This is a genomic window from Brucella sp. JSBI001, from assembly GCF_026014005.1.
Lineage (GTDB): Bacteria > Pseudomonadota > Alphaproteobacteria > Rhizobiales > Rhizobiaceae > Brucella > Brucella anthropi.
The window spans coordinates 4,355,632-4,379,709 of the sequence record NZ_CP110339.1 but is presented as its reverse complement, the minus strand read 5'-3'; the positions used below and the strand labels follow the sequence as shown (position 1 = coordinate 4,379,709).

The following is a 24,078-nucleotide window of genomic DNA, read 5'->3' as shown; positions in this document are numbered from 1 at the left end:
AAGTGCTACAAAATTCATCAATCTGCCCGGCATTTAGTCGGGCATTTTGTTTTTATCTCCCTGTTGCACAGTTTGTTTGCGCTTGTGTCTATTGCAGGTTAAGCAATGGCGCCTTTGTCATTGCAGTTAGGGAGATCTGCCTTGTCTTTCGCCCAAAAGCCTATCCGGAAAATTCTGGTCGCCAACCGATCTGAAATCGCAATCCGCGTATTCCGCGCCGCCAATGAGCTGGGGCTCAAAACGGTGGCCATATGGGCTGAGGAAGACAAACTTTCCCTGCATCGCTTCAAAGCCGATGAAAGTTATCAGGTCGGTCGCGGTCCGCATCTGGATCGAGATCTTGGTCCGATTGAAAGCTATCTTTCTATCGATGAGATTATCCGCGTCGCCAAGGTTTCGGGCGCCGATGCGATCCACCCCGGCTATGGCCTTTTGTCCGAAAGCCCGGAATTCGCCGAAGCCTGCGCAGAAAACGGCATCATCTTCATCGGCCCAAAGCCTGAGACCATGCGCCGCCTCGGCAACAAGGTTGCGGCCCGCAATCTCGCCATTGAAATCGGCGTGCCGGTGGTGCCTGCCACCGATCCGCTGCCGGACGATATAGAAGAAGTAAAGAAGCTGGCGGCAGAAATCGGCTATCCGCTGATGTTGAAGGCAAGCTGGGGCGGTGGCGGTCGCGGCATGCGCGCCATCCGCGCCGAAGCCGATCTTGCCCGCGAAGTCACGGAAGCCAAGCGCGAGGCCAAGGCTGCATTTGGCAAGGATGAGGTCTATCTCGAAAAGCTGATTGAACGCGCGCGCCATGTCGAAGTGCAGATATTGGGCGATACCCATGGCAATGCGGTTCATCTTTTCGAGCGTGACTGCTCGATCCAGCGCCGTAACCAGAAGGTGGTGGAGCGGGCGCCGGCACCTTATCTCGATGATGCGCAGCGTCAGGAACTGGCAAGCTATGGCCTGAAGATTGCCCATGCCACCGATTATATTGGCGCCGGTACAGTCGAATTCCTGATGGATGCCGATACGGGCAAGTTCTATTTCATCGAGGTCAATCCGCGTATTCAGGTCGAGCACACGGTTACCGAACAGGTTACCGGCATCGATATCGTCAAGGCGCAGATTCATATTCTCGAAGGCTTTGCCATCGGCACGCCGGAATCGGGTGTGCCGCGTCAGGAGGACATTCGCCTTAATGGCCATGCGCTCCAGTGTCGTATCACCACGGAAGACCCGGAACAGAACTTCATTCCTGATTACGGTCGCATTCAGGCCTATCGTTCGGCATCGGGTTTTGGCATTCGTCTCGATGGCGGCACGGCCTATTCGGGTGCGTTCATCACCCGCTACTACGATCCGCTGCTCGTCAAGGTGACCGCTTCAGGCTCTACGCCTCTGGAAGCCATCCGCCGTATGGATCGCGCCTTGCGCGAATTCCGTATCCGCGGTGTGGCGACGAATCTCACCTTCCTCGAAGCGATCATCAATCATCCGAAGTTTCAGGCAAACGACTACACGACGCGCTTCATCGACACGACGCCGGAACTGTTCGAGCAGGTCAAGCGGCAGGATCGTGCCACCAAACTTCTGACCTATATCGCCGACGTGACGGTCAATGGCCATCCAGAAACCAAGGGGCGCGCAAAGCCGGCTAAGGATGCCGCCAAGCCGCGCGTGCCGTGGTTCGGTGATAAGCCGGTCGTTGATGGCACCAAGCAACGTCTGGACCAGCTTGGACCGAAGAAGTTCGCGGAATGGGTGCGCAACGAAAAGCGTGCGCTGATTACCGATACGACCATGCGTGACGGCCATCAGTCGCTTCTGGCGACGCGCATGCGCACATACGACATTGCCCGCATCGCCAATTCCTATGCGCAGGCACTGCCGAATCTGTTTTCGCTGGAATGCTGGGGCGGTGCGACCTTCGACGTTTCGATGCGCTTCCTCACCGAAGACCCGTGGGAGCGTCTGGCGCTGGTGCGTGAAGCGGCGCCGAACCTTCTTCTGCAGATGCTTTTGCGCGGTGCAAACGGCGTCGGCTACAAATCTTATCCTGATAATATCGTAAAATATTTCGTGCGCGAGGCAGCACGCGGCGGCATCGATCTGTTCCGCGTTTTCGACAGTCTGAACTGGGTCGAAAACATGCGCGTATCGATGGATGCGGTGCTGGAGGAAAACAAGCTCTGCGAAGCAGCGATTTGTTACACAGGTGATATTCTCAATCCGGAACGCGCCAAGTATGACCTCAAATATTACGTCAATCTGGCGAAGGAAGTTGAAAAAGCTGGCGCGCATATCATTGCGGTGAAGGATATGGCGGGGCTTTTGAAGCCTGCCGCGGCCCGCGCCCTGTTCAAGGCGCTACGCGAGGAAACCGATCTGCCGATCCATTTCCATACGCATGATACGTCGGGCATTTCGGCGGCGACCGTACTTGCTGCGATCGATGCGGGTGTGGATGTGGTCGATGCGGCGATGGATGCGCTCTCCGGCAACACATCGCAGCCTTGCCTCGGTTCCATTGTCGAGGCACTGCACGGTTCCGAGCGCGATCCGGGCCTTGATCCGGATTCGATCCGCCGCATCTCTTTCTATTGGGAAGCCGTACGCAACCAGTATGCGGCTTTCGAAAGCGACCTCAAGGGACCAGCTTCAGAAGTTTATCTGCATGAAATGCCGGGTGGTCAGTTCACCAATCTGAAGGAGCAGGCCCGTTCGCTGGGACTTGAAACCCGCTGGCATGAGGTGGCGCAGGCCTATGCTGATGTGAACCGCATGTTCGGCGATATCGTCAAGGTCACGCCATCCTCCAAGGTTGTGGGCGACATGGCGTTGATGATGGTCAGTCAGGACTTGACCGTCGCTGATGTCGAAAACCCGGCAAAGGATATTGCTTTCCCGGATTCCGTAGTGTCGATGATGCGCGGTGATCTTGGTCAGCCGCCATCGGGATGGCCGAAGGCGTTGCAGAAGAAGATTCTGAAGGGCGATGAGCCGTTTACCGTGCGTCCCGGCGCTCTGCTGGAACCTGCCGATCTGAACGCCGAGCGTGAAGGGTTCGAGGAGACGGTCGATCGCAAGATTTCCGATCAGGAATTCGCTTCGGCGCTGATGTATCCGAAGGTCTTCACCGACTATGCATCCGCGCAGGAAACCTATGGCCCGACAAGTGTTTTGCCGACTCCGGTCTATTTCTACGGCTTGAAGCCGGAAGAAGAAGTCTTCGTCGATCTGGAACGCGGCAAGACGCTGGTGATCGTCAATCAGGCGATGAGCGAAACCGATGAGAAGGGCATGGTGACGGTGTTTTTCGAGCTGAATGGTCAGCCGCGCCGCATTAAGGTGCCGAACCGTGCCAAAGGCGCTTCCGGCGGTGTGCGTCGCAAGGTGGAAGCCGGGAACGACAGGCAGGTTGGTGCACCGATGCCAGGTGTCGTATCAACGGTTGCCGTGGCGACCGGCCAGACGGTTACGCAGGGTGATGTGCTGCTTTCCATAGAGGCGATGAAGATGGAAACCGCCATCCATGCCGAACGCGATGGCACCATCGCGGAAGTGCTGGTGCGTCCCGGCGAACAGATCGATGCCAAGGATTTGTTGGTGGTGTATTCCGAATAACGCCAACAAGCGTCTTCCCGGGTCAAAGTTCAATGCCGCGCCGGTAAAAACGGTGCGGTTTTGTTTGCGCTTGCAGAGTTCCCAAAATCTGGTATGCATGTTTATGCCGATTTATGCATGATTGTGCATGATGGGAGGGTGGTGGTGACAGAGCTTCTGCTTCACGAAAGACAGGCGCGCATTCAGGAACTGCTACAGCAGTCTGGTCGTGTACTGGCGGCTGAACTGGCTGAAAGTTTCGGCGTGTCCGAGGATACGATCCGGCGCGATCTGCGCGAGATGGCGGCGGCAGGGCTCTGCAAGCGTGTCTATGGCGGCGCGTTGCGTGCCGTGCCCGAGCCTTCTCCGCTCGCAGAACGGGATTCCGAGCGACCACAAGCGAAGGCCGCCCTGGCTGCGGTCCTGGCGGAACTGGTCGAACCCGGCATGACGGTGTTTCTCGATGCATCTTCGGTGAATACGGCTCTGGCGCGACTTTTGGTCGAACGCGGTGAAGCCATCACCGTCGTCACCAATACGCCGTCTATCGCTGTAATTCTTATGGGCTCGCCGGAGATTGAGCTGATCATGATTGGTGGTCCCATCGACCGGCGGGTGAGTGCCGCCGTCGGGGCGCGCGCCTTGCGTGATGCGGAACTGCTGCGGCCTGATCTTTGCGTTTTGGGCGCGTGCGGTATTGCCGCCGAAATCGGCGTAACGGCGCTGCATCTGGACGATGCGGAATTCAAGCGAGTTATAGCCGGACGCAGCCGGGTGGTGGCACTGGCCATTACGAGCGACAAGCTCGGTACGGTTGCCGCCCATGATGTCGTTCCCTTGGACGATGTCGGTGTCATGGCTGTCGAATATGATGCGGATGAAGCAGCGCTTGCGCCCTATGCGACATCGGATATGAAGATTTTACGTGCGGCAGCGGACCGCAACTGAGGGACAGATGGAACAGGTTTCCGGACGCGAAGATGCGGCGCCTGCGCGTGCGCCGATTGTAACCAGAGAGCGGATTGCCGTTGCGCTACTCTTTCTGATGAACGGCTATATTTTCGGCGGCTGGGCCCCGAAAATTCCGGAATTTGCCGAACGCCTCGGACTTGATAGTGCAGGCATGGGGTTGATGATCCTCGTCTTCGGCCTTGGTTCTCTGGCCATGATGCCGGTCGCAGGTGCGCTTTCAGCGCATCGCGGTTCGGGCATGGTGGTGCGCATTTTTGCACTCGCCTTTATCCCGGCGCTGCTCATCATCGCACTGGTGCCGAATGTGGTCACGGCTGTGATCGTGATGTTCTATTTCGGCGGAACCATGGCTGCGATGGATGTGTCGATGAATGCCAATGCGGTTGCGGTCGAGAAAAAAATGCGCCGGGCAATCATGTCGTCCTGCCATGCATTCTGGAGCCTCGGCGGCCTCATCGGTGCTGCGACAGGCGGCTTTCTTATCGCGCAATTCGGATCGACCGTTCATGCGCTGGTGACGACAATTGTCGCCGCAATCCTGATTGCTATCGCATGGCCTTCGATCATCCCGGACACGGAGCATCATCATCCAAGCGGCGAAAAGCAGAAGCTGACCTTGCCGCGTAATCCTCTGCCATGGCTTGTCGGTGTCATGGCGCTGTTTTCCATGGTGCCGGAAGGGGCGATTCTCGATTGGGGCGCCTATCATATGCGCCAGGATCTGGGTGCTTCCGTCACGGTGGCAGGCTTCGGCTTCGCAGCTTTCTCGGGCTCAATGGCCATCATGCGTTTTGCAGGCGATCTGGTCCGCGACCGGTTCGGTGCAGTCAAAACCCTTCGTGCCTGCACGATCATTGCAATCATCGGCATGCTGATCGTCGGTTTCGGAAACAGCTCAGCAACGGCGATTATCGGCTTCGCGATCTGCGGGATCGGTATTTCCAACATGGTGCCGATCGCCTTCTCGATGGCTGGTAACATGCCGGGCGTCAATCCGAGTGTCGGCCTGTCCATCGCAACGACGCTTGGTTATTCCGGCATGCTGGTGGCGCCGTCGCTGATCGGTTTTGTTGCCAAGCATAGCGGCTTTGGCGTGGTGTTTCTGGCGCTTCCGGTCTTGCTGCTGGTCGTGCTGGCCTTTTCAAGTCTGGCCCGATACGCGGATCATAAGCACTGAACTTTCTTAATGACGCGCATCTTATCCGAAAACCGGTTTCCACTTTTCGAGATGCGCTATTCGGCAGTCCACCCGCCGTCGACGGGAATGGCAGCGCCATTGATCTGCGCTGCCGCATCGCTTGCGAGGAAAGCGGCAAGGGCGCCGATCTGTGCGGTGGTGACGAATTCCTTCGTCGGCTGCTTATCTAGCATCACTTCGCGGATCACGGTTTCGCGGTCCATGTGGTAGGCCTTCATCTGGTCCGGTATCTGCGCTTCGACAAGCGGCGTCAGCACATAGCCGGGACAGATGGAATTGGCCGTGATCTTTGCGGTTGCAAGTTCCAGCGCCAGTGTTTTGGTAAAGCCGACAATGCCATGCTTGGCGGCAACATAAGCCGACTTGAACGGCGATGCCACGAGGCCGTGGGCTGAAGCGATATTGATAATGCGGCCCCAGCCAGTCTTGCGCATATGCGGGATCGCGGCAGCCGAGGTGTGAAAGGCCGATGTCAGGTTTATCGCGATGATGCGGTCCCATTGTTCGGCCGGAAACTCCTCGACGGGAGATACATGCTGGATACCGGCGTTGTTGACGAGAATGTCCACACTGCTGAATTGCTTTACCGTTTCTGCGATCAGTGCGCGGCATTGGTCGGCCTTCGACATGTCGGCCGCAATATAGACCACGCTGACGCCATGTTCCTCGCCGAGCTTGCGTGCGAGGGTATGATCCTCCTCACGGTCGGTGAATGAGTTGATCACGACGTTGTGTCCTGCCGCCGCCAGCGCATGGGCTATACCGAGGCCGATCCCGGAATTCGATCCGGTGACGATTGCGGTCTTGCAGGCAGATGCAGCATTCATGCGTGATTTCCTCCTTGTTCCCGGTGACATAATGAGAGGGCGACAAGGCAACGGCAAGCGATTATATAAAGCGAGAGCCGGATATACGCAGACCCAGATATATGCGGGCCTCAATATAGGCGGGCGTTGACATTCGCGTCGCGCTGCGCCACCTGAGAACAGGTACAGTTAAGAACAGAGCAAAATGTCTTCCGAGGCCGTCAGCTATTTTTCGCATCCATTTCCTCGTCGCCAGTCGGTTGGCGTCAGTGTCGGTGGCGTTATCGTCGGCGGCAGTGCGCCCGTCGTCGTGCAGTCAATGACCAACACGGACACAGCGGATGTGGACTCTACGGTCGCGCAGGTGGCTGCACTTCACCGTGCCGGTTCGGAAATCGTGCGCATCACGGTGGATCGCGATGAATCGGCTGCTGCCGTGCCTAAAATCCGCGAACGGCTGGAACGTCTGGGGCATGATGTGCCGCTGGTCGGTGACTTCCATTATATTGGTCACAAGCTGCTGGCCGATCATCCGGCCTGTGCGGAAGCACTTGCAAAATATCGCATCAATCCGGGCAATGTCGGTTTCAAGGACAAGAAGGACAAGCAGTTCGCCGATATCGTCGAAATGGCGATCCGCTATGACAAGCCGGTGCGCATCGGCGTGAACTGGGGTTCGCTCGATCAGGAACTCCTGACCACGCTGATGGATCGTAATCAGGATGCGGGCGCGCCATTGAGCGCGCAGGAAGTCATGCGCGAGGCCATTGTGCAGTCGGCTCTGATTTCCGCCAATCTTGCCGAAGAGATCGGTCTTGGCCGCGACAAGATCATCCTGTCGGCCAAGGTCAGTCAGGTGCAGGACCTGATTGCCGTCTATACGATGCTGGCGCAGCGTTCCAATCATGCGCTGCATCTGGGCCTCACTGAAGCCGGCATGGGCACCAAGGGCATTGTCGCCTCGTCGGCGGCCATGGGTATCCTGTTGCAGCAGGGCATCGGCGACACAATCCGCATTTCGCTTACCCCGGAACCCGGCGGCGACCGCACCCGTGAAGTGCAGGTGTCACAAGAGCTTCTGCAGACCATGGGTTTCCGGCAATTTATTCCGATCGTTGCGGCGTGTCCCGGTTGCGGTCGCACGACGTCGACCGTGTTCCAGGAACTGGCCCAGACCATTCAGGACGATATCCGCCGCAACATGCCGGTCTGGCGCGAGAAATATCCCGGCGTGGAAGCGCTGTCGGTCGCCGTGATGGGCTGCATTGTCAACGGGCCGGGTGAATCGAAGCACGCTGATATCGGCATCTCGCTTCCCGGCACGGGCGAAACGCCGTCCGCACCGGTCTTTGTCGATGGCAAGAAAGTCACGACGTTGCGCGGTCCTGCTATTGCCGAGGACTTCCAGAAAATGGTTGCCGATTACATCGAGAACCGCTTCGGACTTGATCAGAAAATCGCTGCTGGCCAGAACTAAGCGGTACAGGTGACCGCGCGCGTAGCGGTCTCTGGTGTAGCCTTTAATGTTGCTGCCCAGAAGATGAGCGTGACAAGGCTGATGCCTGCGCCAAGCAGGCAAACGCCATTCCAGCCTGCATAAGCATAGACCCAAGTTGAAACCGCCGAACCGCTTGCGCTGCCGATGGAATAGAAAACCATATAGGCGGCGGTGAGTCTGTTCTGCGCGTCTGGGCGTACACGGTAGATCATCGCCTGATTGGTGACGTGGACAGCCTGAAGGCCGAAGTCGATAATCAGCACACCTGCGATTAGCCAGAGCAGTGAATGTTCCAGCAAGGCTATCAGACCCCATGACACGAACATCAGCAGCAAAGCGATGCCTGTCATCCGCTGGGCATAACCCCGGTCGGCAACACCGCCAGCACGCGACGCGGCAAGCGCTCCGGCAGCACCTGCCAGTCCGAACAGACCGATCTCAGCATGGCTCAGTTCGAAGGGTGGTGCGCTGAGCGGCATGACCAGTGGTGCGAGCAAAGTGGTAATATTGGCGAAGATCAGCATGGCTATGATGGCGCGAATGCGCAGTACCGGCTCGGAGCGAAACAGCGTCACAAGCGACAGAATGAGTGCCGGATAGCTGACGCCGGTCGGCCGCCGCTTCTGGTCGGGCAGGCTGCGCCACAGCAGGAGCGCGATCAAAAGCGTGAGAATAGAGGAAACGAAGTAGACGCTGCGCCAGCCGCCAATGTCGGTGAGGGCGCCAGCTATCGCGCGCGCCAGCAATATGCCGAGCACGATGCCGCTGGTTACGATGCCAACCACATGGCCGCGTCGCGCCGGTGCTGCGAGGCTGGCCGCATAGGCGACAAGTGCCTGTGTGACGACGGCGAGCAGGCCCATAGTGGCCATGGCGACCAGAAGCACGGTGGCATTGGCCGCAAAGCCGATTGCGATCAGGGACAGGACCGACAGAAGGAAATGCGTGATGATCAGCTTTCGCCGGTTGAAGAGGTCGCCAAGCGGGACGAGAAAGATCAAGCCGATTGCATAGCCGAGCTGGCTGGCGGCGACGATGAGGCCTGCTGTTGAGCGTTTGAGGCCAAGGTCGTCAGCCATCACATCGAGCAGCGGGTGAGCAAAGTAGACATTGGCTACCGCCAGTCCGCTTGCAGCCGCAAACAGAAAAAGGGTAGTCGAGGAAAGCAAAGGGCGTGCATCAGGGTTCGCGGACAGCGTTGCGGCCGCGTGGGTTGAAGGTTGCATGACGGACTCCTGCAAAACGGTTTTAAAATGAAACCATTTTGCTTGTAGCTAAAAAGGTTTTATATTGCAACCAGATTGCAATCTGTGGAGTTAACATGGTTCGAAAGAAAAGCATGAAAGGCGATTATTGCCCGAGTGCACGCGCGCTTGATGTGATCGGCGACTGGTGGTCGCTGCTGATCGTCCGTGAAGCCTTCGACGGCGTGACACGTTTCAGCGCCTTTCAGAAGAATCTCGGAATCGCCCGCAATATTCTCTCGGAACGTCTGCGCAAGCTGACGGGAGAGAGAATCATGGAATCCGTGCCAGACCCTAATGGCGGCGCGCATCAGGAGTATCGCCTGACGGCAAAAGGGCGCGATCTGCTGCCTGTCATCGTGTCGCTCAGGCAATGGGGAGAAAAGCATCTCTTTGCGCCGGGTGAAACTCATTCGCGTCTTGTCGACAGCGTTTCAGGCGAGGACGTGGCCGCGCTTGATGTGCGTTCTCAGGACGGGCGCATGCTTTCCGCTGACGATGTGGTTATCGTCAAGGTACGTGAAGACGATCTTTAAATCGTTGTTTTTACGCATTATCCTGAGCAAAATCGGTTTCCGCTTGCGGGAGACATGGTCTAGCTCTGCCGTTCGGCGATGAAGCGGGCGGCCTGTTTCAGGATATCTGCGTCCTTGCCAAAGGGTGCCAGCAAGCTTTCCGCCTGGGTAACCAGTCCGGACAGTTGCTTGCGGGTCCAGTCGATGCCGTGGAGTGAAACCAGCGTGGCCTTTCCGGCGGCGGCATCTTTACCAGTGGCCTTGCCCATCGCCTCGGCGTCAGCGGTCACGTCCAGAAGATCGTCCGCCAGCTGGAAGGCAAGGCCAATAGCGGAGCCGAATTCGGCCATGCGCTCGCGGTCTTCGCTGGATGCATTGGCGATGATGGCTCCGGCCTCGCAGGCGAAACGGATCAATGCGCCAGTCTTCATTGCCTGCAACGTGATGATGCCGGCTTCGTCAGGCTTGCTGGTTTCGGCCATCAGATCGAGAGCCTGTCCGCCCACCATGCCGCCGAGACCGGATGCGCGGGCGAGCGCTGAAACCAGTTGCAGGCGAATTGCTGCATCGAGATCGGTTTCATCCGACGAGATGATGTCGAAAGCATAGGTCAGAAGGCCGTCACCGGCCAGAATGGCGGCAGCTTCATCAAATGCTTTGTGCACGGTCGGCTGGCCGCGCCGCAGGTCATCGTCATCCATGGCTGGCAAATCGTCATGGACAAGCGAATAGCAGTGAATGCATTCGAGCGCGGCAGCAACACGCAGAACGGCGTTGCCACCTTTGCCGAACAAAGCGGCACTTTCGACAACGAGAAAAGGCCGGAGGCGCTTGCCACCGTTCAGGACACCGTGCCGCATGGCGGCGAGCAGCCGTTCGGGGCGGGCGATTTCTCCCGTCTTGAGGCGCTGGTCCAGAAGGCCCGTCAGTGCCATTTCTACTTCCATGGCACGACGGTTGAGAATGGCGGTGAAATCGGTCGACAGCTTTTCCATGTCAAAGGGGATGGACGAAAGCGCTGATTTGGTCAACTGGCCACAACGATCAGCACAGGCTTTTTCATTTGAACGTCACGAAACGGCGTGTTTCGACTTGTTTCCCCGGTTGGATTATGGAATCCGGTTCAAACTTATTAAGGAATGGTTTATGTCGCTTGGGGGAAGGTAGCAGGCGGTGGCAGTGGCAAAAATCATCATCAAGAGCAAAGATGGACGCAATTATCTGGCGGATCCTGTTTGGGGTGCCCGGATTGCTCTCGCGCTCAAGATTCTGGTGATTCTGGCCGTGCTGCCGATTTTCCTGCTTTTCGTCTATTCCGTACCCTTTGTCCGCCCGATCTCGACCCTGATGGTCAAGGACTATGTTTTGTTTCAGGGCGTGGACCGTAGATGGGTCAGTATCGACGATATCGCGCCGGTTCTCGTCAATTCGGTAATGATGGCCGAGGACGGCCAGTTCTGCAGCCATGGCGGGGTGGACTGGCATCAGCTGGGGCTGGTTCTGGACGATACGGGCGAGGGCGGTCCGAGCCGCGGCGCTTCCACGATCACGATGCAAACCGTGAAGAACCTCTTCCTGTGGAATGGGCGCTCCTATGTCCGCAAGGGGCTCGAATTTCCGCTGGCGCTGGCTGCCGACGGTATTCTGTCCAAAAAGCGCATTATGGAAATCTATCTCAATATCGCCGAGTGGGGACCGGGCATTTACGGAATCGAGGCCGCAGCCCAGCATCATTTCAAGCGCCCGGCAGCAAAACTCAATGCGCAGCAATCCGCACTGCTTGCCGTCACGTTGCCAAACCCGGCCTTGCGCAACCCCGCCAAGCCGACGCGCAACATGCAGCGCATTGCCCGGATCGTAGCCGGACGCGCCGCACGGTCCGGTCCCTATGTGGTTTGCGTGCAATAAATGCATGATACGAAAAAAAGATAAGACTCCCGCTGGTCAAATGCCGTTAGAGCGTGTATAGGCACGTGACTTTCCGGAATTTTGTCCGATGTGACAGGCTCTTCGGGGCCGTGCCGGACGTTTATTGACCGATCAGTGGAGCTGGATCCATGGCAGTACCAAAACGAAAAACGTCTCCGTCGAAGCGCGGCATGCGCCGTTCGGCTGACGCTCTCAAGGCCCCGACTTATGTCGAGGACAAGAACTCGGGCGAACTTCGTCGTCCGCATCATATCGATCTGAAGAGCGGTATGTATCGCGGCCGTCAGGTCCTCGAAGCCAAGGAATAAGTCTGACGCTGCATTGCAGCCGAAAGATGGTTTTCAAAAACGCCGTTTCCGGTTTCCGGAAGCGGCGTTTTCTTTTGTGCGGCCTTCTCTGCAAACTGCATGAAAAAGGCCGCATGAAGCGGCCTTGATCGAGAACAATTATTGAAAATCAGCCTGCGTCAGATGCAAAGCCTGCGCCTTCGATGCCGGAAATGGCTGCAATCTCGTCATTGTCCGATGTGTCGCCGGAAATACCGACTGCACCGAGGATTTCGCCGCCTGCATCCTTTATCAGAACGCCACCCGGCACCGGCACGACCTTGCCGCCCGACACGCCCGAGAGGCCTTCCAGGAAGTGTGGACGGTCCTTTGCCTGATTGTTCAGCCAGCGTGAGCCGGTGCCGACCGCAAGCGCGCCATAGGCCTTGCCCGAGCCGATCTCGAAGCGGAGCATGGACGCGCCGTCCTGACGTTGGAAAGCCTTCACATGGCCGCCCGCATCGAGAACGCAAACAGCCAGCGGCTTCAGTTTCAGCTCCGCCGCCTTGGCAAAGGCACCGGCAATAATCCCATTGGCTTGTTCGAGCGTCAGTGAAGGCATGGATAATCTCCTATTTATAGCTAAATGTAATTTAGCGATCATGACCGGCAATGCACACTCCAATGCTGCTCGCCATGGGAAAAACACTTTATCGATTTTCATGAAGACGGTTGCTGACGCACTGCAAAGCTTGCCAAGGCCGGAATTTTGGTCTTTGTGTTGCGCAACATTTCAAGGAGGAAAGAATGTCCGACCAGAAAGCCATCGTCATTGCCAGCGCTGCGCGTACCGCAGTGGGCGCTTTCAACGGTGCGTTTGCCAATATCCCCGCACATGAACTGGGTGCGACGGTCATCAAAGGCGCGCTGGAACGCGCCGGTGTGGCGGCGACTGATGTGGACGAGGTTATTCTCGGACAGGTGCTGACGGCAGGTGAAGGGCAGAACCCGGCGCGGCAGGCAGCCATGGACGCCGGTTGCCCAAAGGAGACAACGGCCTTCTCGATCAACCAGCTATGCGGTTCGGGTTTGCGGGCGGTCGCGCTCGGCATGCAGCAGATTCTTTCCGGCGACGCCAAGATCATCGTGGCAGGCGGCCAGGAATCCATGTCCATGGCGCCGCATTGCGCGCATTTGCGTTCGGGCGTGAAGATGGGCGACTTCAAGATGATCGACACCATGCTGAAGGACGGCCTGACCGATGCCTTCAATGGCTACCACATGGGGATCACGGCGGAAAATATCGCCCGCCAGTGGCAGTTGACCCGCGCCGATCAGGATGAGTTCGCACTGGCCTCCCAGCAGAAGGCGGAAGCTGCACAGACTGCCGGCAGGTTCGAGGATGAAATCGTTCCCTTCACCGTGAAAGGTCGCAAGGGGGATGTAGTTGTCTCAGTAGACGAATATATCCGTCCCGGTACGACGATGGAGGCTCTGACCAAGCTGAGACCGGCTTTCGACAAGGAAGGAACGGTTACAGCGGGTAACGCATCCGGGATTAACGATGGCGCTGCGGCTGTCGTTCTGATGGATGCGGATGAGGCTGCCAAACGTGGTGTGAAGCCGCTGGCTCGCATCGTTTCCTGGGCGACGGCTGGCGTTGATCCGTCGATCATGGGAACGGGGCCGATTCCGGCGACGAAGAAGGCATTGGAAAAGGCAGGCTGGAGCGTCGGTGATCTCGATCTGGTCGAAGCCAACGAAGCCTTTGCTGCGCAGTCCTGCGCCGTTGTCCGTGATCTTGGCCTCAACCCGGATATCGTCAATGTCAATGGCGGAGCAATTGCGATCGGACATCCGATAGGTGCCTCCGGCGCGCGCGTTCTGACAACGTTGCTTTACGAAATGCAGCGCCGTGATGCCAAGCGCGGTCTGGCGACACTTTGCATCGGCGGCGGCATGGGCGTTGCCTTGTGCGTCGAGCGCGACTGACCTTCGCCTTTATCAGAACAGAGGCGGGCGGAGAAATAGCTCCGTTCGCCTTTTTGTTTCCGCAATGAGACGTTTGAAATCGGCGGGGTCGGGCATACGGAATTGCCGGAAAAGTTAATGCGAAATCGAAGAAATGCTCATCAAGGTTCGTCTGGTTTCGATTTTCTATGGTGTGTCGGGCACTTTGAACACCAGATGTGGTGAGAACAAATGGAGAAACTTTGCGGATCAGCGATTCGTCGCCGATTCGTTCCGGCTTTGGCCTGAAGGTTAATGAAGATCGTGTTCGCAACCGTTCAGGGATTAACGAACTATCAGTAATCATTAAGATTTTCTGAAGAATCGCCTTGCTACCGGAACAGCCTGTTGACAGGTTTTGCCAAAAGTTAACGGCGGTGTCGTTTCGCGTCAGGAAAACACAGAAAAGCGGAACATCCGATTCATCATATTGTGGGGTTTTGTGTTAGGCTTACTATATGTTGCCGTGAACAAAAGGCGAAGCTATCCGAGTCAGCGATTCGTCGCCGATTCGTTCCAGAGTCGTTCCAATCGTTAATCGACAAGTTATTGACCGGATGCGTATCGGTCGCCGAAAGGCTGGCAACTCGTCCATATTGAAACTTAACAGGAGCGCTTCCGGTGCAGGTCGTATAGTGCTATCGCAAGAACCAGCATCCAGCCCGTGACGGGCGCTTGTACCGGGAACCCGATTATTGGCATGAACCAACTCCCTGCCCATGATTTGCCGCTGACCTTGAGTGGCCGCGATGTGACTGCGGTGCTTGGGCCGACCAATACCGGCAAAACGCATCTGGCCATCGAACGCATGCTGTCGCATGGAAGCGGGATGATCGGCCTGCCGCTGCGCCTTCTGGCGCGCGAGGTCTATAACCGCGTCGTGGAACGGGTTGGTGCGGCCAATGTCGCGCTGGTCACAGGTGAGGAAAAGATCGTGCCGCCCGGCGCGCGCTATTCCGTCTGCACGGTTGAGGCCATGCCGCGCCGCACCGATGTGGCTTTCGTGGCCATCGATGAAGTGCAGCTCGCCGGTGATCTGGAGCGGGGCCATATATTCACCGACCGCATCCTGCATCTGCGCGGACGGCAGGAGACGCTCCTGCTTGGTGCAGGAACCATGCGCGGCATTCTGGAAAAGCTTCTGCGTGGCATCAATGTGGTGACGCGTCCGCGCCTGTCGCATCTGGCCTATGCAGGGTCCAAGAAGATTACCCGCCTGCCGAACCGTTCCGCCATTGTCGCCTTTTCCGCCGACGAGGTTTATGCGATTGCCGAACTGATCCGCCGCCAGCGCGGCGGGGCGGCGGTGGTGATGGGCGCGCTCAGCCCGCGCACACGCAATGCACAGGTAGAGCTTTACCAGTCGGGCGATGTCGATTTTCTGGTGGCGACCGATGCTATCGGGATGGGGCTCAATCTGGATGTCGACCATGTTGCCTTTGCGCAGAATCGCAAATTCGACGGCTATCAGTTCCGCGATCTGACGCCCGCAGAAGTGGGACAGATCGCCGGGCGTGCGGGCCGACACCTGCGTGACGGCACCTTCGGCGTGACGGGGCAGGTGCATCCGTTTGACGAAGAACTGGTCGAGCGGGTGGAAGCGCATAATTTCGATCCGGTGAAGGTCCTGCAGTGGCGAACGGCCCGTTTCGACTTTTCAACACTCGATTCCCTGCGATTTTCTCTGGAAACGCCCGCGCCGATCGAAGGATTGGCCAAGGCTTTGCCAGCCGTCGATCAACAAGCGCTTGAAAATTTGTCGAAAGACGAAGAGATTGTGCGGCTTGCCAAGACACCGGCACGCATTGAGCTTTTGTGGGACGCCTGCGCGCTGCCCGATTATCGCAAGATCGCGCCGGCGCAGCATGCCGATATCATTGCAACCATCTATCAGGATCTTGTCCGCCGAGGGAGCGTCGATGAAGATTATATGAGCGAACAGGTGCGCCGCGCCGATAGCACAGAGGGGGAAATTGACACCCTGTCGCATCGTGTGGCGCAAATTCGAACCTGGACTTTTGTGTCGCACAGGCCGGGATGGCTTGCCGATCCGACACACTGGCAGGAAAAGACGCGCGAAATTGAGGACAGATTGTCCGACGCGCTGCATGAAAGGTTGACGAAACGCTTTGTAGACCGCAGGACAAGCGTGCTTATGAGGCGCCTGAGAGAGAATGCCATGCTTGAAGCAGAAATCAGCCCTGCCGGAGACGTGATTGTCGAAGGCCACAATGTCGGGCAACTGGAAGGATTCCGTTTTACCGCTGACGTTCAGGCCGAGGGGCCGGACGCAAAGGCGGTGAAGTCGGCTGCACAAAAGGCGCTGGCCGCCGAGTTCGAACGCCGCGCGGAGCGCTTTGCTGCTGCGCCGAACGGCGATTTCGCGCTCGGCTCGGATGGCGTTATGCGCTGGGTTGGTGCAACGGTCGCAACGCTGGTTGCAGGTGATGACCTGCTGAAGCCGCGCGCGGTGATCCTGGCCGACGAACAACTTACCGGAGCGGCGCGCGACAAGGTTGCCGCGCGTATCGAACGGTTCGTCGCCCATCATATCGAAACCGTTCTGAAGCCGCTCACCGATCTGGCTGCCGCTGATGCCCTGACCGGCATGACACGCGGCCTTGCTTTCCAGATCGTCGAGAACCTTGGCATTCTTCCGCGCCGCGATGTGGCAGAGGAAGTGCGTGGGCTCGATCAGGATTCGCGCGCGGCGCTACGCCGTCTCGGTGTGCGTTTCGGCGCCTATCACGTATTCATGCCCATGCTGCTGAAGCCCGCTCCGGCTGGCCTCATCACGCTGCTCTGGGCGCTCAAGAATGATGGCCGCGAACGGGCCGGTTATGGCGACGTCGTGAATGTGTTGGCGGCTGGCCGCACGTCGGTCGTGGTCGATCCGGCGTTCGATCCGATGTTCTACCGTCTGGCAGGCTATCGCGTGCTGGGCCGTCGTGCCGTGCGCATCGATATTCTGGAACGACTTGCTGATCTGATCCGTCCGGCGCTTGCCTGGCGTCCGGGGTCCGGTGCGCGTCCGGATGGCGCTTATGACGGCGGACGGTTCATCGTCACGCCTGCCATGATGTCCATTCTCGGTGCGACCACCGACGATATGGAAGAAATCCTGAAGAGCCTCGGCTATCGTCACGAGGCCATGGAAGCCGCTGCCGTCACGGCGAAGCTTGCTGAGCTGGATGCTTTCGCGGCTGAAGCTGCCGCCAAGGAAGCTGGCGTTTCGCCGGTCGCAGAGGCTGAGAACCCTGCTGTGCCAGCGGCTGAACCTGTGCCCGCACCGGCGGTTGTTGTCGCTGAGACGGAAACCGAAGCCAAAGCGGAAGAAGCTGCATCTGTAGCGGCAGAAACCGAACCGGCAGGTGAAATCGCAGAAGCGGTGGTTGAAGAACCGAAGCCTGTTCTTCTGTGGCGTCAGGGGCGTTTTGAAGGCCGCAACCGCAATCAGGATCAGAACCGTCAGCGTCAAAATCGCGGTAACCAGAATCGTGGTCATCAGAACCGCGATCAGGGCGGCGAAGCACGCAAGTCGGAAGGCGGAGCAGAGCAGCAGGCGCGCAATGATCGTGGCGGCAAGCGCTTCGACAAGCAAAAGCGTCATGACGGCGAAGGCAAGCGCGAAGGTTCCAAGGGTGACTTCCGTGGTGGCAATCAGCGTCAGCCGAAGCGCGATCATGGTCATCAGGGCGGCAAACGTGTGGAGCAGGAACGTCCTGCACGTATCGATCCCGATTCGCCTTTCGCCAAGCTTCTTGCTCTGAAAGAGCAGATGAAGAAGTAAGATGACTGCAGAAGCGGGCGCAAGACAGCGAATCGACAAGTGGCTGTTCTTCGCGCGCGTGGTCAAATCAAGATCGCTGGCGGCGAAACTCGCCGTCGGCGGCAAGGTCCGGGTCAACCGTGACAAGATTGAGCAGGCCGCTCATCAGGTGAAGGTTGGCGATGTGCTGACCATCACACTCGACCGTCGTATCCTCGTTTACAAGATCGTTGCTCCAGGTGAGCGCCGCGGTCCGGCGCCTGAAGCCCAGCTTCTTTATGAAGATCTTTCGCCGCCACCGGTATCTGCTACTGCGATGGCGGCGGAGGCGGTAACGCCGCAACGTGAGAGCGGAGCCGGCGCCCGACCAAGAAAGAACGCCGTGAAACGGATCGTTTGCGCGGAAACTGATACGGACGCGTTGCCGCAGGCATCTTTTGGCGGTGATGGAAATTGCGTGTTGAACTGTCCCGGCGAAAGCCTTTTCCACGTAAAAGCCTTCAAACGAAATGCTGTTTCAGATGTGCGTGACTTCGTGACATTGCGGCGTTTGTACCCTTGTCACGGCAGGATAAAATCGCTACCTCACGCATTGTCATAAAAGGGCATGGGCTGAGACCCGCAACCATTTCCGTGCACAGTGACTTCGTGGCGAGATATTCCAAAGCCCCGAGCCGATTGTCGGCTTGCCGGAGTATCGGCGCAAAGCTGTAGGATAGATAAGCCGCCTGTTCTGGAATTCGGGCGGCAACAGGAGTTCGACGATGACGTATGTCGTGACCGATAATTGCATTCGCTGCAAATATACGGACTGCGTCGAGGTCTGTCCGGTCGATTGCTTCTACGAAGGCGAAAACATGCTCGTCATCAATCCCGACGAGTGCATCGACTGTGGCGTATGTGAACCGGAATGCCCTGCCGAGGCGATCAGCCCCGACACCGAGCCGGGCCTCGACAAGTGGTTGGAATTGAATACGGAATATGCGGCAAAATGGCCCAATATTACCGCGAAGAAAGATGCCCTGCCGGAGGCCAAGGAAATGGACGGTGTGGCTGGCAAACTGGAGAAGTATTTCTCCGCCGAGCCTGGTAGCGGTGACTAATACCCGGCCAGTATTGCAGGTACTGCTTGCAGGCTGTTGCGAGCTGGACGGTATTGTATAAGTATGTCTTCGTTCCGGAAGACTTTGCGCTCCAGGAACATGTAGGTTCAGCCTGGCAAGACTGCCAGGTTGTCCGACATTACAGGAATGCAGGATTTATCACTTGCTTTTTCTGCAATGCATCGGCAAAAGACGAATGAAATCACGGGAAAACGCCCATATTTTAGGCGTGTTGCATTGCCAGATACGACATATTTGGCAATTTGTTGATTCTTTCGCGAAATTGTGTTAGGTTGCTCCAATAATTTCGGTGACTGGACGTCAATTCGTGGCGCTATGCGTTAATCTCTGAAAGGGCTGATCTTTAGTACCGGGCTGATGGCACCGGGGAAGATGATTGCGATTTGGCGTCGTCCCCCTCACCGTACACCCGGTCGGCTAGATTTGCCGTCAGATACGGTTTCAGTTCCAAGCCGACAAACAACTTCCGTGCTTCATTTCTCCGGAGCGCGGTCGAACATCATGTGTCAACCGGCGGGTCGCGCCGGGCACAACAGGGAGTAATGAAGCGTATGTCATCCCAGCAGAAAAAGTCTCCAGTAGCGCGTGGCGGTTTCAAGGCCGGTGAGGCCATCGTGTATCCGGCTCATGGCGTTGGTCAGATCGTCACTATCGAAGAGCAGGAAGTGGCAGGCCACAAGCTCGAGCTTTTCGTAATCGATTTCGAAAAAGACAAGATGCGCCTGAAGGTGCCGGTTGCCAAAGCCGCTTCCATCGGTATGCGCAAGCTGTCGGAGACCGACTATGTTGAACGTGCACTCAAGGTCGTACAGGGCCGCGCACGTGTGAAGCGTACCATGTGGTCGCGCCGCGCCCAGGAATATGATGCAAAGATCAATTCCGGCGATCTGATCTCGATCTCGGAAGTCGTTCGCGATCTTTTCCGCGCTGAGAACCAGCCGGAACAGTCTTATTCGGAACGCCAGCTTTATGAAGCTGCCCTTGATCGTATGGCGCGCGAAATCGCTGCCGTGAACAAGCTTTCGGAAACCGAAGCTGTTCGTCTGATCGAAGCGAATCTCGCCAAGGGACCGAAGCGCGGCAAAGCCGACGCTGAAGCAGACCTCGATGACGATGAAGTTGAAGCGGCATAAGCAGCTTTACTTCTCTTTCTTTCAAAAAGGCCCGGCATTATAGCCGGGCTTTTTTTCTCCATTGAGAAGAGTTCGCCTGCGTCATTCTCCGTGTGATGGAAAGCAGATTGCTTCAAAATGCATTGCGTCGAGCGACTGACCGATTTGCTCGATCTGTTGGCTCAGCGCTCATGAGTTGTTTGCCCTTGTATGTCTGGGGGATGTCGGTGTCTGACCTGCTAAGATATCGCTTGGCCATTCAATAGACCCACAAATCCCTGTATTGCCCTTCGCACGTGATCGCATAGCAGGCGGACGCGCCTTGTTTGTCGGGTATCGCTATGGGTCAGCAGCCAGATATCGCCTACACAGGAACTGGCGGTTCCGGGTACGCGCATGAGTTTCGGTTCGCTATCGCCAAGAAAGCATGGGAGAAACGAGATGCCCATCCCAGCCCGCGTTGCTTGAAACTGTGATCCTATCTCCGCAAAGCGGACCGGATTGGCAGCCATTTTAATCCCGGTCGCTGCCTCCCAATCTGATGGAGCATTTTCGTTTGGTCCCAGCAACCAGGTTGCGGAAGCTGGTGAAGATTGTGTCATCAGATTTCGATGAATGTAGAATGCCATGTGGAATTGGCAGAGTCTTGTTCCGTATAAATTGTCGGGTGGCGTCTTTCCGCCAACGACTACACGCAAAGCGACATCAGCTTCGCGGTTGACGAGATTAATCATTGACGTCGAGCTCAGGATTTCCAGTGCAATGTCTGGATAGGCGGCCTTGAAATCTGCGAGGGATGGCATCAGCAGGTCAATCGCCATTGAAATCGGGAGCGTGAACCTCAGAGGCCCGGAGACACGCTGATCGCGCCCAAAAATCCGAGCCTCGATCTGGGATGAGGCTGTCGCCATCTGTCCTGCGAGTTCAACAATGTCGCTTCCCGCATCCGTAAGCCGGTATCCGGACGCCAGCCTGTCGAACAGTTTTGTTTCCAGTGTTTCTTCCAGCCGACTGATACCACGTATGATCGTGGCATGATTGACGTCCAACGCATCTGCTGCAGCGCGAACCGTGCCGCCCTGAGCGACCGCGAGAAACATGCGAACCTCATTCCAGTGATCCATGGTGCGTTTTCTCACGAGGGTTGTGCGTTAATCTTCAGTTTAAACCTCCACGGGTTCGTCATATCTAGCTGTCAGGCAGGGTATGCGCAATATCGCTCATGGACCTGCGGCTCCCTGTCGTTCAACGAACCCAAGCGAGGATTTCATGGGTAAGCTCGTTTCCAAAGTCGCCGTTGTCACAGGTGGTTCCAGCGGTATTGGATTTGCCATCGCACAGCGCTTTATCAAGGAAGGTGCGACTGTCTATATTGCTGGTCGTCGCAAGGCGGAACTTGAAGCCGCCGTAAATAAGCTGGGACGAGGTGCGACGGCAATTCAGGCCGACATATCCGATCTGGGTAGCTTGGATCGGCTATTTGAAACAGTCCAGAACGAGGAGGGTGGTCTCGATATTCTCGTCGCCAATGCCGGCGTTGTGGAATTGAGTTCGATCCGCGATGCTTCGGAAGATCACTTCGACAAGATGTTCGATATCAATGTGAAAGGTACATACTTCACCGTCCAGGGAGCTCTTCCCGTGATGCGTGACGGTGGTTCGATCATTCTTCTTTCTACATGTATGACAAGCAAGGGAACGCCGGGCTACAGCGTCTATAATGCTACGAAGGCGGCGGTGCGATCTCTCGCGCGTTCGGCGGCGGCGGAACTACTTGCAAACAAGATAAGGGTGAACACGCTAAGCCCTGGGCCGATAGACACTCCCATTATTGAGTCGCAGGTCACAACACCGGAGGAAGCAGCGGCGTATCGCACGAACAGTGCCGCTTATGTGCCGCTGGGACGTCTGGGGCGTCCGGAAGAGCTGGCGTCTGCAGCCCTTTTCCTTGCATCGGACGAAAGCAGCTTCTCGACGGGAACAGACCTTGTCGTCGACGGAGGACTGACGCAGATCTAAACGCGCTCTGACAAGTGGCCCGCTTTTTGAGTGGGCCACTTGGTTAAAATTCTATTGAATTTTGCAGCCAGTCATTAACCTTCCTAGTCATCTTCCTGCATTGTCAGAGATTTATCCTTGCTTGATGGGAACCTGATCGCAGCTGACGCGTTCTCCCAGACACCAGTTCGTAAACGGGTTTGTTTTGCGGCGTAACTACTTTGGCCAAAGAATGGGCCTGGCGGGGAGTTTTGGGCGAATTCGCAAGTTCGTCCAATGAGTCTTTGTGGGACTGGCATATCCTTCCACTGAACGCCCGATGGGCGTGAGTTCAGAACAGGAGAACCAGATGAAGCAGTCATCCATGAGCAGTTCTTCCGCAGTTCCAGCCAATCGCATGCCTATGGTTGCGCGTAGCCTCCCAGCGACAGCAGCCTCTTCCCAATCCATGATCCGCAGCGCAATGTCGGCTCCCTATCTGGAGCGCGAAGAGGAGCGAGCCCTCGCTATTCGCTGGAAGGAACTGAAAGATCAGGAAGCACTTCACCGCATAACATCCGCACATATGCGACTGGTCATTTCTATGGCCGGGCGCTTCCGCAAATTCAAACTGCCGATGAACGATCTCATCCAGGAAGGCTATGTCGGCCTTCTTGAAGCCGCTGCCCGTTTTGACCCCGAACGGGAAGTGCGCTTCTCGACCTATGCATCGTGGTGGATTCGTGCGTCTATGCAGGATTATATCCTGCGCAACTGGTCCATCGTGCGCGGCGGAACAAGTTCGGCGCAAAAGGCGCTGTTCTTCAATCTGCGACGGCTTCGTTCAAAACTGGCTCAGTCCGACGACAATATGACCAAGGCCGAGATGTATCGCGAAATTTCCGATCAGCTGGGCGTTTCGACAAGCGATGTCGAGATCATGGACAGCCGTCTTTCGGGGCCGGATAGCTCCTTGTCGGCACCAGTGAACAACGAGGAATCGGGCGCAGCCCGCCGCATGGATTTTCTGGTTGACGACCATCCCTTGCAGGATGAGGTCGCTGAAAGCTCCATCGATATGGAACGTCGCAATCAATGGCTCAATGTAGCGCTCGATACGCTGAATGAGCGCGAGCTGCACATCATCCGCGAGCGTCGCCTTGATGATGACGGCGTGACGCTCGAAGCGCTGGGCGAAAAGCTTGGTATTTCCAAGGAGCGGGTGCGGCAGATCGAAAGCCGTGCGATGGAGAAGCTGAAGATTGCCTTGTTGAGCCAGCACGAACTGGCTGCCTATCAGGCATAAGCTGTTACAATCAGGGCAACACAAGTGAGGGGCCGAACGGCTCCTTACTTTTGTGGTTCGGTGGCCTTGCCTTCAAGCCGCGACGACCAGTCCTCGACCTTGCGATTTTCGAGGCGGCGCACGGCATAGCGTTTCCAGCTGTCGGCGAGGTGCGAAAGCTCCGCCATCACGGACAGTTCGTCATAGTTCAGCGTGTCGACATAAAGCAGGTGCCAGACACGATGCAGTGTCCAGTTTGGTGAAAGGCGGTCGACGAGGATCATCGAATCGCCAGCTTCAACATTGCCTTCTTCCAGAACACGATAATACCAGCCTGTCCGCCCCGTCTTCTGCACGCGCACGGCCATGTCGGCGGTTGCAAAGCATTCGTTTAGTTTCCAGCAGGGCTGGCGGCCCTGTGAAACCTCGACAAGTGCGCTGCCGAGCCGGAACCTGTCGCCCACGGCGACATTGTGCTCGTTCAGACCCGATGTGGAGATGTTTTCGCCGAAGGCGCCACGCGCGCTCAGACGCGGGTTTTCGCCGATTTCTTCGCGCCAGACCGCATAATGATCATGCGGATAATGATGGAGCGCTTTTTCCGGTCCACCATGCACTTTCCGGTCGCCCTGCGCATCGCAGTCCAGCCCCTCGAAAGTCACGCGGACTTTGCCAGTAACCGGCTGCTTGTCGATGCCGCTTGGAACGCTACGCGGTCCGAGAGGAGCGATTTTTCCGGCAAGGACAGAGTGGATGCGTGTTTCCGTCATCACGAC

19 protein-coding genes and 1 pseudogene are annotated in these 24,078 nt (G+C 57.1%); 14 read left to right on the top strand and 6 right to left on the bottom strand.

What is annotated here, in order from left to right; genetic code table 11:
• Window positions 1-141: 141 nt before the first annotated feature.
• From pyc to LJ361_RS20990, 3 genes are all read left to right on the top strand, one after another.
• The gene (pyc, locus tag LJ361_RS21000) at window positions 142-3,618 is read left to right on the top strand and encodes a pyruvate carboxylase (RefSeq protein WP_010661451.1); all 3,477 of its coding nucleotides are present in this window, start codon (window positions 142-144) and stop codon (window positions 3,616-3,618) included.
• Window positions 3,619-3,711: 93 nt separating this feature from the next.
• A complete protein-coding gene (locus tag LJ361_RS20995; RefSeq protein ID WP_010661450.1) occupies window positions 3,712-4,545 on the top strand; it encodes a DeoR family transcriptional regulator in 834 nt (277 codons plus the stop codon).
• A gap of 7 nt (window positions 4,546-4,552) precedes the next feature.
• Window positions 4,553-5,746 (top strand): MFS transporter, encoded by a 1,194-nt coding sequence (locus LJ361_RS20990; protein ID WP_010661449.1) that lies wholly within the window; start codon window positions 4,553-4,555, stop codon window positions 5,744-5,746.
• 56 nt (window positions 5,747-5,802) lie between these two features.
• Here the strand turns inward: LJ361_RS20990 and LJ361_RS20985 are convergent, their stop codons facing one another.
• Window positions 5,803-6,594, bottom strand: coding sequence for a 3-hydroxybutyrate dehydrogenase (locus LJ361_RS20985; protein WP_010661448.1), 792 nt, complete (start codon window positions 6,592-6,594; stop codon window positions 5,803-5,805).
• 184 nt (window positions 6,595-6,778) lie between these two features.
• Here LJ361_RS20985 and ispG point away from each other — a divergent pair, with 184 nt between their 5' ends.
• The gene (ispG, locus tag LJ361_RS20980) at window positions 6,779-8,050 is read left to right on the top strand and encodes a flavodoxin-dependent (E)-4-hydroxy-3-methylbut-2-enyl-diphosphate synthase (protein WP_010661447.1); all 1,272 of its coding nucleotides are present in this window, start codon (window positions 6,779-6,781) and stop codon (window positions 8,048-8,050) included.
• Here ispG and LJ361_RS20975 read toward each other — a convergent pair.
• On the bottom strand, window positions 8,047-9,297 hold the full coding sequence (locus LJ361_RS20975) for an MFS transporter (RefSeq protein ID WP_264812266.1): 1,251 nt from the start codon (window positions 9,295-9,297) through the stop codon (window positions 8,047-8,049). The two genes, ispG and LJ361_RS20975, sit on opposite strands and share 4 nt — an antisense overlap.
• A 95-nt stretch (window positions 9,298-9,392) precedes the next feature.
• On the opposite strand from LJ361_RS20975, the gene LJ361_RS20970 reads away from it, so the two are divergent.
• Complete coding sequence (locus LJ361_RS20970; RefSeq protein WP_029376281.1) at window positions 9,393-9,851, top strand: winged helix-turn-helix transcriptional regulator; 459 nt, start codon at window positions 9,393-9,395, stop codon at window positions 9,849-9,851.
• A 59-nt stretch (window positions 9,852-9,910) separates the two neighbouring features.
• On the opposite strand, the gene LJ361_RS20965 is transcribed toward LJ361_RS20970, so the two are convergent.
• Window positions 9,911-10,825: a polyprenyl synthetase family protein gene (locus tag LJ361_RS20965; protein ID WP_010661444.1), complete on the bottom strand. Its 915-nt coding sequence runs from the start codon at window positions 10,823-10,825 to the stop codon at window positions 9,911-9,913.
• 184 nt (window positions 10,826-11,009) lie between these two features.
• Here LJ361_RS20965 and mtgA point away from each other — a divergent pair, with 184 nt between their 5' ends.
• Both mtgA and rpmF read left to right on the top strand, forming a co-directional pair.
• Window positions 11,010-11,738 carry a monofunctional biosynthetic peptidoglycan transglycosylase gene (gene mtgA / locus LJ361_RS20960; RefSeq protein ID WP_029376280.1) on the top strand — a complete coding sequence of 243 codons (729 nt, stop codon included), beginning with the start codon at window positions 11,010-11,012 and terminating at the stop codon, window positions 11,736-11,738.
• Window positions 11,739-11,887: 149 nt separating this feature from the next.
• The gene (gene rpmF / locus LJ361_RS20955) at window positions 11,888-12,067 is read left to right on the top strand and encodes a 50S ribosomal protein L32 (protein ID WP_006467787.1); all 180 of its coding nucleotides are present in this window, start codon (window positions 11,888-11,890) and stop codon (window positions 12,065-12,067) included.
• Between the two features lie 148 nt (window positions 12,068-12,215).
• Here rpmF and LJ361_RS20950 read toward each other — a convergent pair whose 3' ends face one another.
• On the bottom strand, window positions 12,216-12,647 hold the full coding sequence (locus tag LJ361_RS20950; protein WP_010661442.1) for a GlcG/HbpS family heme-binding protein: 432 nt from the start codon (window positions 12,645-12,647) through the stop codon (window positions 12,216-12,218).
• Window positions 12,648-12,832: 185 nt separating this feature from the next.
• Here LJ361_RS20950 and LJ361_RS20945 point away from each other — a divergent pair, with 185 nt between their 5' ends.
• The 5 genes and pseudogenes from LJ361_RS20945 (at window position 12,833) to LJ361_RS20925 (ending at window position 20,061) form a co-directional block, all read left to right on the top strand.
• Window positions 12,833-14,017, top strand: coding sequence for an acetyl-CoA C-acetyltransferase (locus LJ361_RS20945; protein ID WP_010661441.1), 1,185 nt, complete (start codon window positions 12,833-12,835; stop codon window positions 14,015-14,017).
• Between the two features lie 718 nt (window positions 14,018-14,735).
• Complete coding sequence (locus LJ361_RS20940; RefSeq protein WP_010661440.1) at window positions 14,736-17,825, top strand: helicase-related protein; 3,090 nt, start codon at window positions 14,736-14,738, stop codon at window positions 17,823-17,825.
• A gap of 1 nt (window position 17,826) precedes the next feature.
• Window positions 17,827-18,215, top strand: a pseudogene (locus LJ361_RS20935) (RNA-binding S4 domain-containing protein).
• 353 nt (window positions 18,216-18,568) lie between these two features.
• Window positions 18,569-18,907: a ferredoxin FdxA gene (gene fdxA, locus LJ361_RS20930; RefSeq protein ID WP_006467781.1), complete on the top strand. Its 339-nt coding sequence runs from the start codon at window positions 18,569-18,571 to the stop codon at window positions 18,905-18,907.
• Window positions 18,908-19,479: 572 nt separating this feature from the next.
• A complete protein-coding gene (locus LJ361_RS20925; protein WP_006471273.1) occupies window positions 19,480-20,061 on the top strand; it encodes a CarD family transcriptional regulator in 582 nt (193 codons plus the stop codon).
• 218 nt (window positions 20,062-20,279) lie between these two features.
• Here LJ361_RS20925 and LJ361_RS20920 read toward each other — a convergent pair whose 3' ends face one another.
• Window positions 20,280-21,164: a LysR family transcriptional regulator gene (locus tag LJ361_RS20920; RefSeq protein ID WP_264812260.1), complete on the bottom strand. Its 885-nt coding sequence runs from the start codon at window positions 21,162-21,164 to the stop codon at window positions 20,280-20,282.
• 145 nt (window positions 21,165-21,309) lie between these two features.
• Between LJ361_RS20920 and LJ361_RS20915 the strand changes: the two genes are divergently transcribed.
• Window positions 21,310-22,059 carry an SDR family NAD(P)-dependent oxidoreductase gene (locus tag LJ361_RS20915; protein ID WP_010661437.1) on the top strand — a complete coding sequence of 250 codons (750 nt, stop codon included), beginning with the start codon at window positions 21,310-21,312 and terminating at the stop codon, window positions 22,057-22,059.
• 328 nt (window positions 22,060-22,387) lie between these two features.
• Window positions 22,388-23,323, top strand: a complete 936-nt coding sequence (locus tag LJ361_RS20910) for an RNA polymerase factor sigma-32 (protein WP_010661436.1) — start codon at window positions 22,388-22,390, stop codon at window positions 23,321-23,323.
• A 44-nt stretch (window positions 23,324-23,367) separates the two neighbouring features.
• Here the strand turns inward: LJ361_RS20910 and LJ361_RS20905 are convergent, their stop codons facing one another.
• Entirely contained in the window at window positions 23,368-24,072 is a 705-nt protein-coding gene (locus LJ361_RS20905) for an MOSC domain-containing protein (protein WP_010661435.1), read from the bottom strand.
• Window positions 24,073-24,078 lie beyond the last annotated feature (6 nt).

Coding starts and splice junctions, on each gene's coding strand:
- LJ361_RS20995 (WP_010661450.1), top strand. CDS start 3,712: ATGCATGTTTATGCCGATTTATGCATGATTGTGCATGATGGGAGGGTG.
- LJ361_RS20990 (WP_010661449.1), top strand. CDS start 4,553: ATGGAACAGGTTTCCGGACGCGAAGATGCGGCGCCTGCGCGTGCGCCG.
- LJ361_RS20985 (WP_010661448.1), bottom strand. CDS start 6,594: ATGAATGCTGCATCTGCCTGCAAGACCGCAATCGTCACCGGATCGAAT.
- ispG (WP_010661447.1), top strand. CDS start 6,779: ATGTCTTCCGAGGCCGTCAGCTATTTTTCGCATCCATTTCCTCGTCGC.
- LJ361_RS20975 (WP_264812266.1), bottom strand. CDS start 9,297: ATGCAACCTTCAACCCACGCGGCCGCAACGCTGTCCGCGAACCCTGAT.
- LJ361_RS20970 (WP_029376281.1), top strand. CDS start 9,393: ATGGTTCGAAAGAAAAGCATGAAAGGCGATTATTGCCCGAGTGCACGC.
- LJ361_RS20965 (WP_010661444.1), bottom strand. CDS start 10,825: ATGGAAAAGCTGTCGACCGATTTCACCGCCATTCTCAACCGTCGTGCC.
- rpmF (WP_006467787.1), top strand. CDS start 11,888: ATGGCAGTACCAAAACGAAAAACGTCTCCGTCGAAGCGCGGCATGCGC.
- LJ361_RS20950 (WP_010661442.1), bottom strand. CDS start 12,647: ATGCCTTCACTGACGCTCGAACAAGCCAATGGGATTATTGCCGGTGCC.
- LJ361_RS20945 (WP_010661441.1), top strand. CDS start 12,833: ATGTCCGACCAGAAAGCCATCGTCATTGCCAGCGCTGCGCGTACCGCA.
- LJ361_RS20940 (WP_010661440.1), top strand. CDS start 14,736: ATGAACCAACTCCCTGCCCATGATTTGCCGCTGACCTTGAGTGGCCGC.
- fdxA (WP_006467781.1), top strand. CDS start 18,569: ATGACGTATGTCGTGACCGATAATTGCATTCGCTGCAAATATACGGAC.
- LJ361_RS20925 (WP_006471273.1), top strand. CDS start 19,480: ATGTCATCCCAGCAGAAAAAGTCTCCAGTAGCGCGTGGCGGTTTCAAG.
- LJ361_RS20920 (WP_264812260.1), bottom strand. CDS start 21,164: ATGGATCACTGGAATGAGGTTCGCATGTTTCTCGCGGTCGCTCAGGGC.
- LJ361_RS20915 (WP_010661437.1), top strand. CDS start 21,310: ATGGGTAAGCTCGTTTCCAAAGTCGCCGTTGTCACAGGTGGTTCCAGC.
- LJ361_RS20910 (WP_010661436.1), top strand. CDS start 22,388: ATGAAGCAGTCATCCATGAGCAGTTCTTCCGCAGTTCCAGCCAATCGC.
- LJ361_RS20905 (WP_010661435.1), bottom strand. CDS start 24,072: ATGACGGAAACACGCATCCACTCTGTCCTTGCCGGAAAAATCGCTCCT.